Source organism: Pseudoalteromonas luteoviolacea NCIMB 1944 (assembly GCF_001625565.1).
GTDB lineage: Bacteria > Pseudomonadota > Gammaproteobacteria > Enterobacterales > Alteromonadaceae > Pseudoalteromonas > Pseudoalteromonas luteoviolacea_F.
Genome location: NZ_AUXS01000015.1, coordinates 216,095 through 232,420, shown reverse-complemented (window position 1 = coordinate 232,420; position 16,326 = coordinate 216,095). Strand labels below are relative to the sequence as shown.

The window sequence follows — 16,326 nt, the reverse complement described above, 5'->3', positions numbered from 1 at the left end:
ATTTGAAAGCAGACCAGTGAATTTGCTTGAGAAGCTTGCTAACATAGCAAAAATTTTTAGTGTTACAATAATCCCATGAAAGTCATAGCTCTCTACCCTGGTACATTTGACCCTTTAACTAATGGACACGCTGATCTTATCAAACGCGCAGCAAACATGTTTGATACAGTTATACTGGCCATCGCCCATAATCCAACAAAAAAACCTTGTTTTACATTGGAAGAACGGGTTGATCTTGCAAAGCAAGTACTTGGCGATATACCTAATGTCAGAGTAATTGGCTTTTCGGGATTGCTCGTGGACTTAGCTAAAGCACAAAATGCAAACGTCTTGATCAGGGGGATCCGTGCAGTGTCAGACTTTGACTATGAGTTTCAACTTGCCAATATGAATCGCAGATTATACCCGCAGTTAGAGAGTGTGTTTCTCACCCCTTCAGAGCGAAACTCTTTTATCTCATCAACGCTAGTCAAAGAAGTGGCACTTCACCATGGAGATGTCAGTGAGTTTGTAGACCCAATTGTAGCTACAGCACTTATGGAGAAATTACATCAATGAAATTAAGGTACCTCAGTGCTATTGGTCTATGCACGTTGTCACTAAATAGCCACGCAGGCCCTTGGATATCAGCCGAAGACAGCGCGCTTAAACACTCTATAGACTTGCTTGTTAGCCATGGTCTAATCAACCGCCCGGTCAATCAGTACCCGCTGTTATGGCAAGGTATTGCACATGACCTAAAACAGATCGATTCAGCGACTCTAAGCACAGAAAGTGCCTTTGCGGTTTCTCATCTTCGTCACGCACTTCAACACGCAAAAAATAAAGCACACTCTGGCGTAAAAATGCATTTCAGAGAAAAACCAAACACTGACACGGGTATGGGTGAAAACAGCAGAGAAAAGTCTGGCGTCACCACATTTGGGGAAATTACCAGCAATAATGTCAGTGCACGAGTACAGGTAAATTACGCCGACGAAGCACTAGATGGAAAGCATGTCAATCACCACGGCAGCCACCTTGCAGTGCTTCTTGGTGATTGGTCTCTAAGTGCTGAACGAATAGATTATTGGTGGGGTCCAGGTAATGAAACGGCCTTGCTGCTGTCAAATAACGCACCGCCAATGAAAGCGGTACGCTTAAGTAGAGCAAACACCAATTATAGTGGACCAAAGTTTCTATCCTTTATTGGACCTTGGCAAATCACTGCTATCGCAGCGAAACACAAGCCAGTCGACAAAGAAGGCGACTTTTGGGGTGCACGCTTTTCTGCGACTCCCATACAAGGCCTAGAACTGGGCTTTGCAACAACTGGAAGCGACTTTTTGTTTACTCATTTGGACACCAGCTCTGAGCTTAAAAAGCAGCGTATCACCAGCGTTGACTTCAAGTACTCTTCAATTCTTGGTGGGCAACCTTTTGCAATTTATGGCGAATACAGCGGAAACAATGACAATGGCGTTTTGCCAGATGAAGCGTTATTTAGCGCCGGTATAGAAAGCTTTTGGTCCGATAAAGATTACCGCATTAAAGGCTATGTCGAATACAGTGATACCACCACGGATTGTTTAGCCCAATCGGCGAGCTTCCAGTGTAACTTTCAACAATTGGGCAAAGGCTCAGACTACAAAGAATATGATCTTTGGCTTGGCGCTGCCATCGGCCCTCAAGCTAAAAGTTTGACAGTGGCTTTTGACTACTTTCAAATTGAAGGTGCGGGCGGATACGGTAAAGTCAAGCTTACTGACTTCGAAGCGATTAACACCGAGCGGTCACTGGTTGAGCTTGGTTTTCAGCACGCGTTAGCAAAAGGGTTATTTAAAGCAAGTATCACTATGTGGGAGGATGAAACAGACCAACAAAGCGATACACACCATGCCCTCGGAGTAAGCTGGGAGTTTCAGTACTAACAATGGCAAGTGGCTGCTATGACGCGCAGGAGTAGCAGCCTCGTCTTTATGTGGTTTTAATATTTAGCACTTTGCGAGAAATCAGTTGTAAACCCAGAAAATCTCTATTGAGGATCAGTGCCCCCACCATCACCAAGTCGACGATATTGACCATAGATGAATAGAAGTACCAAAGTGCCCATGGTTCATCAGTGCCAAGTAAATGAGAGTCAATAAACATCGCCAGAAATAACATTGCGTTAATCGTTAAGCCGAGCGTGCAATAAATGTAGCATGGCTGTCTTGAGTCACATTTGTAAAAGAAATGCCGAGACATTATGACAATAGCCAACGTAACTATGTCATAGACAAAGTAGATCGCAAAGTCGATCGACTCAAAATTAACAGACGTCGTTAAATCGCTGAGACTGTATGATGCAGCAAGAATGAACGCACACGCCAAGGCTTGCACATTTTTATTAACAGCCAGTATGTAAAAGGATACATGGAGTAAACTGGCCATAAAAAAGCCCCAAATTACGAGGGCTCCTATACTTAATCCGAAGTAATCATATGCCATTATCTACGATGATAGTTGGAAAGCGCTTTTTGGGATAATTACCACTAGCACGTCCACCAGATATTGCCTTCAAGCTTGCTAAAGATTTAATCACATTAACAGAAAGCGTCTTTGTTTTACCAGCACTTTTCGATGAATCAATATTTTTGATATTTAAATTAGCCATTGTTTTCCCTTTAATAAATATATTCATTTCGGCCTACACAATAATTTTCACAGCCAAAACTAATTGCGACTGTAAATAAGCAACAAACAAGCCAAAACCTTCAAAATAAATACAAATATTTTACCAAAAAGACCAATCGATTAACAATTGCACAATTTAAATTTGCAGCTCCATCATTGCATGACGAATTATCAAATATTACTTCTTGCCACTTTCATATGGCTCTGAGCTGGAGGAGAAAATTTATAACTCGTTATAAAGTATCAAGTTATAAATTTTTCTCTAACCAAATATATGTAAAATGTACGATGCGTCAGTGTACCTTGGCCAATCATTTGGTGCTGTGCTTTTACACCTCTCGCCACTGTTCCAATAAAAATAAATTAGGTTAAGAGCTTGATAATTTTCATTATTAAAATAATCAAAATATAGCAACAAAGATGTGTAAGGTATGATGGGTACAGATTAAGAGTCTAGTGAGGCAGCCACCCTACCTCACTACAATAGAAGATATCTAAAAATTTAGCCTTTTGACTTAAACTGCTGTATTGCAGTGCGGACTTGAGGCAATGATGTGCCGCCCAAAGCCTGTCTAGCGGCAATACAGGCGGCAATTTCTAGCCGCGGATATACGTCATCATCAATTTGTGGACAAATTGATTGAAACTCTGCGATAGAAAGCTCCTCTAGGCACTTTTGTTGCGCAATTGCGACTTGCACTAGCTGCCCGACAATATGGTGCCCCTCTCGAAACGGGATCCCTTTCGCTACCAAATAGTCAGCAAGCTCGGTGGCATTTGCATGCCCACCCTGTGCGGCTTTAAGCGTGGCATCAGCATTCACTTTTACACCGCGAATACATGACTCAGCCATATGAATACAAGCAATCCAAGTTGGCAGTGCATCAAACAGCCCCTCTTTGTCCTCTTGCATATCTTTGTTATATGCCAAAGGAAGCGCTTTCAAAGTCATCATCATCGCGCTAAATGCACCAAACACGCGGCCTGTCTTACCCCGGATCAATTCCAAAGCATCGGGGTTTTTCTTTTGTGGCATTAAAGACGAACCAGAAGTAACATTATCTGCCAGTTCTATAAAGCCAGACTCACCACTGTTGTAAAAAATCATATCCTCTGCCAGCCGAGATAAATGCATCATAGATATGGATGCACAGCTTAATATCTCTACCACAAAGTCTCTATCTGATACTGCATCCAAACTGTTTCGAGTGGCGCGTTGAAAGCCAAGCTGCTGTGCCAGTTCCTCTCTATCTATAGGGTAAGCGGTGCCCGCAAGTGCGCCAGACCCCAAAGGACATTCGTTTAAGCGATCAATGGCATCGCTCAACCGCGAAATGTCTCTGTTCAACATTTCTACGTAGGCCATACACCAATGGCTAAACAACACAGGTTGTGCTCGTTGCAAATGTGTGTAGCCAGGTAAAATCGTGCCAAGCTCTCGCTGCGCTAACTCTACCAATGCACCTTGAAATGACTTTAACGCAGTTACGATCTGCTCGGCAGTTTGACGACACCACAAGCGAAAATCTGTTGCGACTTGATCATTTCGACTGCGACCTGTATGCAACTTTTTGCCAAGCTCCCCGACCTTCTCAATGAGCTTTGCTTCAACAAAAGAGTGAATGTCTTCAAAGCCACTATTTGCAATCGAGGCCATATTTTCTAAAGACTCATCCAACAGCGCATTTAGCCCAGCAACCAACTGGTCATACTCATCACTGGACAAGACTTCGACTTGTCTTAAAGCGCCCGCCCAAGCTATTGAACCGACAATATCTTGCTCAACCAGCTGATAATCAAACGGCAGTGAGTCATTGAATTGTTTAAACGCTTGATCAGGCCCTGTTGAAAAGCGCCCACCCCATAATGCCATAATATATAACTCCTTGCGCGAATTAGGACTGATTTTGTTTATTCAATGCCGCAATCCGGCTTGAAAGTGAAAACAGACGAATAAAACCTTCCGCATGTGATTGATCATAAACATCATCTTCACCAAAGGTCGCAAAATCTTCACTATACAAACTATTGATCGACTGTTTCTGTACGGCAACCACTTGGCCTTTATATAGCTTTAATACCACTTCACCAGTTGCACATTCAGCCAATGCTTTCGCGGCTGCCAAAATAGAGTCTTTTAGTGGTGTAAACCAACGGCCATCGTAAACCAGATGAGAAAACTCACTGGCATAGGTTTCTTTCCATTTACGACTCGATTTATCTAACACCAATTCATCAATCGCTTGCAGTGCAGCCATGATCACTGTGCCTCCAGGAGTTTCGTAACAACCTCGAGACTTCATGCCTACAAGCCGGTTCTCGACGATATCTACTCGACCAACACCATGCTTTGCAGCAACTTTATTTAACGCTACTAAGCATTGGTAGGGACTGTATCTCTCGCCGTTAATTGCCACAACTTGCCCCTGTTCAACCAAAACAGACACAAACTCTGGAGAGTCTGGCGCTTGTTCAGGAGAAGATGTCCACGTCCAAACCTGATCACTCGGTTGGTTCCAAGGATCTTCAAGCTCTCCGCCTTCGTGAGAAATATGCCAAATATTTGCATCACGGCTGTAAATTTTGGTTGCCGACGCAGTACATGGAATATCTCTTTGCGCAAGGTAGTCAAGCAGTGACTCACGACTTGATAGGCTCCACTCACGCCAAGGCGCGATTACTTTCAGATCAGGTGCCAACGCTGCAAAGCATGACTCAAAACGCACTTGGTCATTACCTTTGCCCGTGCATCCATGCGACAAGGCATCAGCACCGACTTTGCGCGCAACTTCAACCTGCGCTTTTGCAATAATCGGACGCGCCATTGAGGTCCCCAACAAGTACGTACCCTCATAGATAGCTCCAGTTTGGAGCGTTGGGTAAATATAATTGCTCACCAACTCTTCTTTTAAGTCAACAACATGGCACTCACTGGCACCCGAGGCTATGGCTTTTTCCTCTACACCGGCAAGTTCTTCTTCACCTTGACCGACGTCGGCGACGAAGGCGACCACTTCGCAGCCGTAGTTTTCTTTTAACCAGGGTACGATTGCAGACGTATCCAAACCGCCAGAATACGCCAGTACGACCTTCTTTACTTCACTCATTTTCATTACCTTTCTAATATTGTTTGTTTAACAAAGTCACCAGTAGCGCATTCTGGGCGTGCATCCGGTTCTCAGCTTGTTGAATAATTTTTGCGTGCTTGCCATCCATAACCTCAGAGGTAATTTCATACTCTCTATGCGCAGGTTGGCAATGCAACACTGTCTGTGCACCAGTCTGTTCTAGCAGCTGCGTATTAATTTGGTATGGCATAAATGTATCTTTTGCTTGTTCAAGTGATACATTGCTACCCATTGAAACCCAAGTATCCGTGTACAGCACATTGGCACCTGCGGCCGCTTCCACTCGGTCGCTGATCAAAATACTCGCTCCGTTAACTGCGGCCATTTGCTCAGCCTGTTTAACGATTTGTGCATCAGGGGAGTGGCCTTTGGGACATACCGCAACAAAGTCTGTTCCTAAGCTCGCGGCCAATAACATTAAGGAGTGTGTCACATTGTTCCCCTCTCCCAAGTACGCTAACTTAAGGCCACTAACGTCTCCATATACCTCCTGCAACGTCATAAAATCAGCTAAAGCCTGACATGGGTGATAAAGGTCACACAAACTATTTACCACAGGTACATCAGCATATTCAGCTAAGGTTGACAGTGTACTGTGCTGATTTACGCGAGCGACAATACCATCTGCCCACGTCGAAATGTTCAATGCAAAATCTTTGACGGACTCACGGCTTCCCATTGCTCCGTTCTGCTGATCCAAGTAAACCGCATGACCACCTAGCTTATTAATTCCAATATCAAAAGATAAGCGAGTTCGTAGACTTGGCTTCTCGAACAAAGTAACAATGGATTGACCTGCCAATGCCTGTGTAAAGTCCTGCGGTTGTGCTTTTATTTGATGGGCTAGATTGAAAAGATCTAAAAGTTTATTTTTATCGAGTTCTAAGCCCGTAATGAATGACTGATTCATGTTCTATCCTAAGGTAAAATTTGTGTTCCGACATGCTCACCTTGTAATAAGGCGATTAAGTTTTCTGGCTTTTGCCAGCTTGAGATATAAACACCACGTCGTAAGTGTTGGGCAGCGTGAAGACTGGTCTTAACTTTGACCTCCATCCCGCCCACAATAACCTTCTGTTGGATAAGTTCATTTATTTGCTCAACATTCAACGAATGCAAAGGTTGTTTTTGTGCATCTAAAACCGCTTCGACATCGGTCATAAAAACCAACTCTGCACCAATCGTTTGAGCGATTGCGGCTGCGGCTTCATCTGCGTTTATGTTGTAAAGCCCACCGTCTTGGCCGATACCTACCGAGCTGACTAGAGGGATCCGGCCTAATGCCAAAAGACTCTCTAGCAAGCCAAGTCCTTCTTCGGCGACACAGGTACCAACCTGACCCAAGGCTTTGAGCTTTTGTTTGGCTAAAAAACCGGCTTCGTATAAACATGTTCCAACGGGTTGTAAGCCAGCAACAATGGCTTGAGACATCAACTGTTTATTTGCACATCCGGCCAATGCACCAACAATGTATGGTAACTGCTCTTTTGGGCTGATCCGCAATCCTTGATGTTTTGCTGTAGCAAAACCCGCATCTTCTAACCAGCGGTCGACTAAAGCCCCTCCACCATGCACAACTACAAATTGCTTGTCTTGCTCTTGACTCAATTCATACAATACTTGGAACAGAGATAGCGCGGCTTGCTCTGTATTTAAAACCGCGCCGCCAACTTTAATAACCCAGGTTTTCTTAGCTAGTTTATTCATCCTTTTAACCCCAAAGTCGGTGTAAATTCACTGGCAATGTTCATACATTGAAGTGCTTGCCCTGCGGCCCCCTTAAGGAGGTTGTCAATTGCCACAACCACGATCAATTGCTGATCTTGTTGTTGCCAGCCAATATCAACATAAGGCGAGTTAGCAGCACCTTTGATAGACGGCAATTTGTCTCCTTTTAGTCTGATCAAAGGCTCATCAGCAATACATTGGAAAGCAGCTTCGACGTCATGTGGCGTGGTTCCCTCTTTCAACTGTACATAGATAGTTTCGAGGATCCCCCGTGAGAAATTGCCTAAATGGGGTGTGAATAAAACTGGGTGTCCTAAATATTGCGTTATTTCAGGGCCGTGGCGATGATTGAATAATCCATAAGGTGAGAGGGAGACTTCGCAAAAATGCGTCGTCAAAGATGCTTTTCTTCCTGCCCCAGTCACGCCGGAAACCGCGTTGATGATAATTTGTGCATCAGTTAATAAACCCGCATTTTTAAGCGGTTTTAGTGCGTTGAGTGCGGCGGTTGGATAACATCCTGCTACGGCAATCAGCTGAGCATCTTTAATCGCATGAGCATTCCACTCAGCCAAACCATATTGGGCTTCATCTAATAAGGCTTGGTGTGGATGCTCAAAGCCATAAAAATGTTGGTATTGAGACGCATCCGCTAAGCGAAAGCCTCCTGACAAATCAAAAACTTTAAGGCCTAGGTCGAGCAGTTTAGGAGCGAGGGAAACACTTACCTTGTGATCTGTGCACAAGCACACATACTCAGATTGCGCAGCGATCTGTACAAACGCTTGTTCTGTTAATGGTGCTAATTGTATATCCAGCAGTCCTGCGTGCTCTGGGTAAAGGTCACTGAGCAACTTACCTTTGTCTAAGCTTTGCTCTGACACATAGCAGCCAATCAAATTAAATTCAGGATGATTTGCTAGTAATTTGGCTAATTCTGCACCACTATATCCACTGGCGCCGATAGTAGAAACATTTAACATCGATAACTCTTTTATAGTTGATTGATTGGGGAGTCAAACTTGCTATAGATGAAATGTTCTTCGCATCGCCCACCCCTAAGATAATTATTCTTTAAAAATGAATTGATATTCATACTAAACACATATAAATTTTTATGCAACATCTTTGAATAAATATTTTGGAGTATTATGTCTTTGCCCAATTTTCTCGATATGTATAAAAGGCTGATCGCCAATCCATCGGTTAGTGCCATCGATAAATCTTTAGACCTCAGCAATAAAGCAGTTATAGACGAACTTGCCAACTGGTGCCGAGAGCTGGACTTTGAGGTGGAGATCACTGAATTGACTCACTCCCCCGGCAAGTTCAATTTGCTAGCAAGGCGAGAACCGCTAGATAAAAATTTAAGTGAAGGCGGTTTGATGCTCGCAGGTCACACCGACACAGTGCCTTTCGATGATATACGATGGAACTCAGATCCTTTTGAATTAACAGAAAAAGATAATAAGCTGTTTGGCCTTGGTAGTATTGATATGAAGGGGTTTTTCGCATTTGTACTAAATGCCATTCGTCAGCTTGAACACAGCCAACAAACTACCCCACTAATGATCCTTGCCACCGCAGATGAAGAAACCACAATGGCGGGCGCTCAACAAGTTGCACAGCACACCTCACTTAAACCGAAGTATTGCGTCATCGGTGAACCAACCGATATGGTGCCAGTATTTACACACAAAGGGCATATGAGCAGCGCTATCCGTATTACTGGACGATCAGGCCACAGCTCAGATCCGGAAAAAGGGTTGAATGCCATTGAAATTATGCAGCAAGTGATTACACAGGTGTTGCAATTAAAAGAAGAGTTAAAGAATAAATATTCAGTTGAGCATTTTGCTGTACCACATCCAACTCTAAACCTAGGTCACATCCATGGCGGGGATAACGCCAATCGAATTTGTGGCTGCTGTGAGTTGCACATTGATATTCGTCCGCTGCCTGGGCTCAGTATTGTTGAATTAGAACAGATGTTACTTACTGCACTCAAGCCTATTAACGAACAATATCCGGGCAGCGTAGATGTCATTGATCTTCATGATCCAATTCCCGCGTTTAGCGGTAGAACCGATTCGGGACTCGTAAAGCTAGCAGAGAAGCTATCAAAACAAAAAGCTATTGCTGTCAATTACTGTACAGAAGCGCCCTTTTTGCAACAACTAGGGTGTGAAACCATAGTAATGGGTCCAGGCTCTATTGCCCAAGCCCACCAGCCTGATGAGCATTTGGCAATGGACAAGATCAAACCAAGCCAAGAGATCATTTTAAACTTGATCCAAACGTGTTGCTTCAATAAAGAAAAAGCCAGCTAATTGCTGGCTCTTTTTTATTTTAATGTTACTTTACGTTCATTGTAGTAATCGATGAGGTCATCAATTGCCTGCTGGCAATACTCTTTGATGCCAGAAACTAGCATGTGCTTTTCACCAAAGCCGACTTTCTCACCATTGCTGAGCAGTTCAAAACGTAAAATGATTTTCCCACGTTTACCTTCATAGCTAAACTCAGGATCTGCAGCCTCAAGTGTCACTTCTTCAATGTCCAGCGTATCTAAATGGATCGACATAGACTCATAGATAACCATAGGGCGTGCCGGGTTTATCATTACCTCTTGTTGACCCATTAAAGGAATGATTACATGTGGGAATGCCTTACCAGAAAAAGCCACATAGTTCTTGATTAAACTCTCGACCAATTGAGCACATTGTTTACTTTGACCTGAGCGCTTCACTGAAAGCATGGTTTTTTCATTTGAAATAATATCAAACGCATCACTGCCTTCAGGAAACTCTAATTGAGAGGTTTCGTCTACCATCCCAGCAAATGTAAAGTGCATATTTTCACTCACACCGTATTTATCAAGTACCAATGAAAATAGTAAATCACCAGGAACACAGAACTTTTTTGCGTCTATATCGTGCAAAGGGTTAAAGTCATCTGCCACTTGCTTGGCAAATTGGCTACCTTGTTCACGGCTGATCACGAGTTTATTGGTTTCTTGTTGATAGTAAGGTGTAAGCATAGTTAACTTCTTTCTTGCATGAAAATCGCGCTATATTAGCAGAAAATAAGCACAGAGAGGTCATATCACTGGATAAAATACGCTATCTCTTCACGTTCAACCCAAGTCTTGTGGAAATGAGACTGCGCCTCAGTGGAGTTGATGCGTGAATTTGACCTCAAAGTGCAACAATAGTTAAGTAGACGTATCACAGCCTAAAAACTACAGAATGGCACCCAGCGGCTCTAAGCCCCAAAAAACGATAAGAGTAGCAGCAAGCGCGGCAAAAATAATATAACCCCACATCCCATTTCTCAACTTTGGAGAGTGCTCAGATGCTGTCATTTTTCCCGTCAATAAAGTGCGTAGCAGTTTAACACCTTTAAGGCGATAGATTGCAATGGCGAGGATATGGATAACAATACCCAGTAACAATATATCGATATTGGTTTTATGAATATTTCCAGCCAGCTCTACCCAGTCATAGCTAACATATTGCACTAGCGGTCCATCCATTAGAATATCATCTGAGGTTAATAAACCTGAGATTAGCTGTACAAAAATAACCACAAAGAAAAACAGCACCATCAAACTCCCTGCGGGGTTGTGGCCAACATGGGGTGCTTTACTTTTGAGCGCTCTAAATATCGCTCTAGGGTGATGGCACAGTGCACTGAGCTTTGCCGTGTCACTACCAACCACGCCCCATATCACTCTTGCCACCATAAGGGCCAATAATAAATAACCCGTGACAAAGTGGAGATCAAGCCACCCCTCATCTCCTGACACGTATAAAACTGCAATTCCGATCACTAACAACCAGTGAAAGCCACGAATAAACCCATCCCACACTTTAATCATAATTGCCCCTATTATTGATTGTGTGACAGCAGAGGTTACCTGAGGAATAAATCAAAAACGATGCTTTTGCGTTATAAAGCGCAAAATTATTGTGGCAAGACAACAATGAGGAATTAAATTATCAAAAATTACGGGCCAACCGATGTGGCCCGCATATGAGCTGACTATATTATAAACTAGCGGCTATAATCTGACGGCTCTTGTCAAGAGTAACGGATTGCTGTTCACCAAGGGCTGTCATCCCATGACGCTCAAGTTGGTTGGTAATAGCCTCAACAGCTTCTTCTCCCACACCGTAGTCACTCAGCCGAGTCTTCATATTAACAGAATGGAAGAATTGCTCCGTAAGCTCAATAGCAGATGCTATCGCCAGCTCTTCGTCTGATATATCTAGACCTAAAACACGCTCTGCATATTGTAGGATTTTGGCGCGTTTTGATTGTTGCTGTGCAAACATCATTCTCGGTAATATCACGGCAAGTGTTTGAGCATGGTCTAAGCCATATACGGCAGTGATTTCATGTCCAATCATATGTGTCGACCAATCCTGCGGTACGCCCGCGCCTATTAGGCCATTTAACGCCATAGTCGCTGACCACATCACATTGGCACGTACTTTATAGTCGACATCGTCAGATACCAGCTTTGGACCTTCTTCCATTAACGTCATCAGTAGCCCTTCTGCGAAACGATCTTGCAGTTTTGCATCAACTGGATACGTTAAATACTGCTCCATGGTGTGAACAAACGCATCTACCACACCATTGGTCAGTTGACGCACAGGTAATGTTTTCATCACTTGTGGGTCAAGCACTGCAAACTTAGGTTGAACATAAGCTGAGGCAAACGGCAGTTTATCTTGAGTATCACTATTTGATACAACGCTGAAGCTGTTCGATTCGGATCCCGTCGCGGGCAGTGTTAACACCACACCTATTGGCAGCGCTGATTTCACCTCACCCCCCTTGCTCAAAATATCCCAAGGTTCACCACTAAACTCAGCTGCTGCCGCAATAAACTTGCTACCATCAATTACTGAGCCGCCACCGACAGCGAGAATAAAGTTAAACCCTTCAGCCTTAATTTTTGCCACAGCCTGCATGCATGTTTGGTAAGTAGGGTTTGGCTCTATACCGGCAAACTCCTCCCAGCTAAAGTCACTTAGCGCATCACTTACTTGCTCGTAAATACCGTTTTTATGAATACTTCCGCCACCGTAAACAACTAATACTTTGGCATTTTTTGGTATTGCGTTAGTCACTTGACTTATTTGGCCTTCACCAAAAAAAATCTCTGTTGGATTGTAAAAATTAAAGTTCAGCATGCATGCTCCTGCAATGACGGTCGGTTTGTTAATTCGCACACAGTCTAATAACTAGAGCACAGAAAATCATTATTCATAACGCAATTCACTTTTGCACAACAGCAATAATCAATTAATATAGTGATAGATAATTGCACAGGTAGAATTAAAAGATGTGGCAGGGCTTGGATATATTTTTAGCGGTTGTAGAGCATAGTAGCTTTAGCAAGGCAGCCACCGCGCTTGATGTATCGACATCACATGTTAGCCGCCAAATCCAACAACTGGAAACTCGTTTGGGTACAGTGCTATTACAAAGAACGACGCGCAGTATTAAGCTCACTGACGAGGGGCTCGCATATGCCAATAAGTTAAAAGTGATCCAGCAAGAGTTACTCGATGCCAATAACGAACTACAAGGCGTTCAACATACTCCTAAGGGGCCCATTAAAATAACCGGTGCTGGAGACTTTATGGCCAACCGGGTTGCTCCCATTATTGCCAAGTTTTGTAAACTATACCCGGAGGTGCATGTACATATTGATTTTAATGCCCGCAACGTCGATTTGGTAGAAGATGGTTTCGACTTAGCTATTCGCTTTGGTCGCCTGCAAGACTCACGGCTGATTGCGAGAAAACTCAGCACACGCTATATGAAACTGCTAGCCAGCCCTGAATACTTAAAAAATGCCCCACCACTAGAAAAACCGCAGGACTTATCCAAACATAACTGTTTAATTGCTATCTCAAATCGCTGGCGATTTCTGGGCGACAAAGGGATCGATGAAATCAAAGTAACGGGAAGCTGGCGCAGTAATAACCCTCAAGCAATCCTACATGCCTGTAAGTCTGGTCTAGGTATCGCTCACCTTGCGCAAGATATCGCTGAACGCAGTATTGTCAATGGTGAACTAATTTCACTATTAGATGACCATCAAGTTACGGACAATGCGACTTGGTTGGTTTATCCACGAAAGGACCTTATTCCACTGCGCGTTAGGCTGCTGATTGACTTCTTACTTAAACACACAAGTTGATCTTTAATCTTGCGAGTCCAATATATTTGATCTAACATTTAAATCGCACACGATTAAATCATAAGAGATTAAATATGTTTTACGAGTTCACAGCAAATACACTGCAAGGCAAACCATATGCTTTTTCTAACCTTAAAGGTAAAGTTGTTCTTGTCGTGAATACTGCCAGCAAATGCGGATTAACCCCACAATATGAAGGCTTGCAGCAGCTTCATCAAGAACTGTATGGTGACGGACTGGAAATTATTGGCTTTCCCTGTAATCAATTTGGACAGCAAGAGCCTGGCAGTGCATCAGATATTCAACAGGGATGCCTGATCAATTATGGCGTAGATTTTACTATGATGGAAAAGATTGACGTCAACGGTGAACATGCACATCCAATCTATCAATACTTGAAAACAGCGCTGCCTGGGTTGTTGACCAATAATATCAAATGGAACTTTACTAAATTCCTTATCGGTAAAGATGGGCAACCTCTTAAACGTTATGCACCGACGACAAAACCAGAGAAAATTAAAGCAGATATTATACAGGCATTACAGAGCAGCTAATGAGTGATAAGTTTCCTGAACTCAATTTGGATAACCAGCTTTGTTTCAGTCTATACGCCGCATCTAGACACGTGACAAGGCTTTATCAGCCACTATTAAAAAAGTATGATTTAACTTACCCACAATACATTGTAATGCTGATTTTGTGGCAACAAGATGGGCTTCTTGTCAAAGAAATTGGCAATCGTGCTCAGCTTAAAAGTAATACACTCACACCGCTGTTAAAACGTTTAGAGCAAGGAAACTTACTAAAACGCCAAAGAGACACTGAAGACGAAAGGCAATGTTATGTATTTCTGACAGAAAAGGGAAAAAGCTTGGAAACTCAGTGCGCTTGTATTCCATCACAAATGCTCAAGCAAACTGATATGCCGTTGGAAAAAATCATTGAGCTTAAACAGCTACTAGATCAATTGATACTGCTTCAAGATCCGCATGGCAAGTAAACCCACTTGCCATGCATTGTCGGTTAGCCGATAGTTGGGTACTCTCGGTACGCCTTTTCTAGCTTTTTAGCCAGCTTTTTAGACACACCGATGTGGTTAAGGGCTACACGTAGACGAGCACGAGAAAGGTCAGATCCAAGTACCTCCATCGCATCAACCACTGATGTTGAAGAAGTTTTGCCTGTGATCGCCACAAAAATCGGCTCTAAAAACTCTTTAATCTTCAATTCATGGAAAGTTGCGACACTTTTCGCAATCGCAAAAATTTCCGATTTATTCCAACTACGTAGCTTCTCAAGCTCCCAAATAAAGAATTGCAGTGCTTGTGTGATCACCGCATCATCTGCTTTGCCCGCAGTTAGTAGTGCAGGGTCGTAATCAGGAATGCCACCGACAAAATGGCCAGCAAGGTCAACTAGATCAGACAGCGTATTGATACGTGCTTTTGCTTCTGGTAATACTCTAGCCAGTGTTTGCGCATTAAACTTCCAATCAACAAAACGCTGGATCAGCTCTTCGTCGCTCAAGTTTTCGCGGATCCACAAACCGTTTAACCAGCTTAGTTTGTCAACATCAAAAACAGGCCCACCAAGTGAAACTCGTTTCATATCGAAGTGTTCGATCATCTCTGCCAAGGTAAACTTTTCACGCTCATCAGGCATTGACCAACCCATGCGACCAAGATAGTTGAGCACCGCCTCAGGTAGGAAGCCCATCTCTTTATAATAATTGATCGAAGTTGGGTTTTTACGCTTAGAAAGCTTAGATTTATCTGGGTTACGAAGCAGGGGTAAATGACCCAGTACAGGCGCTTCCCAGCCAAGATCCTGATACAACTTTAATAACTTAGGCGCAGAGTTGATCCACTCTTCACCGCGGAAAATGTGACTGATCTGCATGTGGTGATCATCAACCACGTTGGCCATAAAGTAAGTTGGGAAACCATCAGCCTTTAATAGCACTTGCATATCAACATTTTCCCACGGGATTTCAATTTCACCACGTAGGTAATCGTTAAACTTAAATGTGCCTTCTTCAGGGATCGTCATACGGATCACATAGGGTTTACCGGCATCCAAATTGGCTTGGATCTCTTCTTTGCTCAGGCGCAAACCACGACCATCGTACTTAGGGCGAAGGCCTTCAGCCATTTGCTCTTCGCGCATTTGGTCAAGCTCTTCTGCTGTTGCGAAGCAATAAAATGCTTTGCCTTCTTCTACCAACTGATGCGCAAATTTTTGATATAACTCAGTGCGCTCAGATTGACGATAAGGGCCAAATTCACCGCCCACGTCCGGACCATGATCCCAATTAAGGCCCAACCAACGTAAGCTATCCATAATAGCCTGCTCTGATTCAGGGGTGCTTCTAACCTGATCAGTGTCTTCAATACGAAGTACAAACTCACCACCTTGCTGCTTGGCAAAACAGTAGTTAAATAAGGCAATATATGCAGTTCCTAAATGCGGATCACCCGTTGGAGAAGGCGCAACACGTGTACGGATTGTCATGATAAATCTCTTAAATTTGTTACTTTAAAATAATAAATGGAATGCTAGCACAGCCTCAATACAGGGAAAATAGCCAACATAAAG

The 16,326-nt window shown here is 43.3% G+C and carries 16 protein-coding genes and 1 pseudogene; 6 read left to right on the top strand and 11 right to left on the bottom strand.

All coding sequences use genetic code 11. From position 1 onward, the window contains the following. Window positions 1–75 precede the first annotated feature (75 nt). Together coaD and N483_RS04330 are read left to right on the top strand one after the other, a co-directional pair. On the top strand, window positions 76–558 hold the full coding sequence (coaD, locus tag N483_RS04335) for a pantetheine-phosphate adenylyltransferase (RefSeq protein ID WP_023397406.1): 483 nt from the start codon (window positions 76–78) through the stop codon (window positions 556–558). Next, window positions 555–1,910 (top strand): capsule assembly Wzi family protein, encoded by a 1,356-nt coding sequence (locus N483_RS04330; RefSeq protein ID WP_023397405.1) that lies wholly within the window; start codon window positions 555–557, stop codon window positions 1,908–1,910. Before coaD ends, N483_RS04330 begins: the two co-directional genes overlap by 4 nt. Before the next feature lie 46 nt (window positions 1,911–1,956). Here N483_RS04330 and N483_RS04325 read toward each other — a convergent pair whose 3' ends face one another. The 7 genes and pseudogenes from N483_RS04325 to argC all read right to left on the bottom strand — a co-directional run bounded on the left by N483_RS04325 (window position 1,957) and on the right by argC (window position 8,494). Continuing rightward, complete coding sequence (locus N483_RS04325; RefSeq protein ID WP_052027327.1) at window positions 1,957–2,412, bottom strand: hypothetical protein; 456 nt, start codon at window positions 2,410–2,412, stop codon at window positions 1,957–1,959. A gap of 46 nt (window positions 2,413–2,458) precedes the next feature. Next, window positions 2,459–2,635 (bottom strand): hypothetical protein, encoded by a 177-nt coding sequence (locus N483_RS26855; RefSeq protein ID WP_155250705.1) that lies wholly within the window; start codon window positions 2,633–2,635, stop codon window positions 2,459–2,461. Between the two features lie 528 nt (window positions 2,636–3,163). After that, window positions 3,164–4,528: pseudogene (gene argH, locus N483_RS04320) on the bottom strand (argininosuccinate lyase); the annotation flags it as partial. A 22-nt stretch (window positions 4,529–4,550) separates the two neighbouring features. Further along, window positions 4,551–5,762: an argininosuccinate synthase gene (locus tag N483_RS04315; protein ID WP_023397401.1), complete on the bottom strand. Its 1,212-nt coding sequence runs from the start codon at window positions 5,760–5,762 to the stop codon at window positions 4,551–4,553. A gap of 13 nt (window positions 5,763–5,775) precedes the next feature. Beyond that, window positions 5,776–6,693, bottom strand: a complete 918-nt coding sequence (locus N483_RS04310) for an ornithine carbamoyltransferase (RefSeq protein ID WP_023397400.1) — start codon at window positions 6,691–6,693, stop codon at window positions 5,776–5,778. 8 nt (window positions 6,694–6,701) lie between these two features. Continuing rightward, window positions 6,702–7,490, bottom strand: a complete 789-nt coding sequence (argB, locus tag N483_RS04305) for an acetylglutamate kinase (protein ID WP_023397399.1) — start codon at window positions 7,488–7,490, stop codon at window positions 6,702–6,704. Further along, window positions 7,487–8,494: an N-acetyl-gamma-glutamyl-phosphate reductase gene (argC, locus tag N483_RS04300; protein WP_023397398.1), complete on the bottom strand. Its 1,008-nt coding sequence runs from the start codon at window positions 8,492–8,494 to the stop codon at window positions 7,487–7,489. Before argC ends, argB begins: the two co-directional genes overlap by 4 nt. A gap of 168 nt (window positions 8,495–8,662) precedes the next feature. On the opposite strand from argC, the gene argE reads away from it, so the two are divergent. Next, entirely contained in the window at window positions 8,663–9,841 is a 1,179-nt protein-coding gene (argE, locus tag N483_RS04295) for an acetylornithine deacetylase (protein ID WP_023397397.1), read from the top strand. Window positions 9,842–9,855: 14 nt separating this feature from the next. On the opposite strand, the gene N483_RS04290 is transcribed toward argE, so the two are convergent. The 3 genes from N483_RS04290 to N483_RS04280 form a co-directional block, all read right to left on the bottom strand. Continuing rightward, window positions 9,856–10,551: a DUF3581 family protein gene (locus N483_RS04290; protein WP_023397396.1), complete on the bottom strand. Its 696-nt coding sequence runs from the start codon at window positions 10,549–10,551 to the stop codon at window positions 9,856–9,858. Between the two features lie 201 nt (window positions 10,552–10,752). Further along, on the bottom strand, window positions 10,753–11,391 hold the full coding sequence (locus N483_RS04285) for a cytochrome b/b6 domain-containing protein (RefSeq protein ID WP_023397395.1): 639 nt from the start codon (window positions 11,389–11,391) through the stop codon (window positions 10,753–10,755). A 169-nt stretch (window positions 11,392–11,560) separates the two neighbouring features. Then, on the bottom strand, window positions 11,561–12,715 hold the full coding sequence (locus N483_RS04280) for an iron-containing alcohol dehydrogenase (RefSeq protein WP_023397394.1): 1,155 nt from the start codon (window positions 12,713–12,715) through the stop codon (window positions 11,561–11,563). A gap of 152 nt (window positions 12,716–12,867) precedes the next feature. Between N483_RS04280 and N483_RS04275 the strand changes: the two genes are divergently transcribed. From N483_RS04275 to N483_RS04265, 3 genes are all read left to right on the top strand, one after another. After that, window positions 12,868–13,731: a LysR family transcriptional regulator gene (locus N483_RS04275; RefSeq protein WP_023397393.1), complete on the top strand. Its 864-nt coding sequence runs from the start codon at window positions 12,868–12,870 to the stop codon at window positions 13,729–13,731. 74 nt (window positions 13,732–13,805) lie between these two features. Further along, complete coding sequence (locus N483_RS04270; protein ID WP_023397392.1) at window positions 13,806–14,285, top strand: glutathione peroxidase; 480 nt, start codon at window positions 13,806–13,808, stop codon at window positions 14,283–14,285. Further along, a complete protein-coding gene (locus tag N483_RS04265; RefSeq protein ID WP_023397391.1) occupies window positions 14,285–14,731 on the top strand; it encodes a MarR family winged helix-turn-helix transcriptional regulator in 447 nt (148 codons plus the stop codon). Before N483_RS04270 ends, N483_RS04265 begins: the two co-directional genes overlap by 1 nt. 23 nt (window positions 14,732–14,754) lie before the next feature. Here the strand turns inward: N483_RS04265 and gltX are convergent, their stop codons facing one another. Then, window positions 14,755–16,242 carry a glutamate--tRNA ligase gene (gltX, locus tag N483_RS04260; protein ID WP_023397390.1) on the bottom strand — a complete coding sequence of 496 codons (1,488 nt, stop codon included), beginning with the start codon at window positions 16,240–16,242 and terminating at the stop codon, window positions 14,755–14,757. Between the last annotated feature and the right edge of the window lie 84 nt (window positions 16,243–16,326).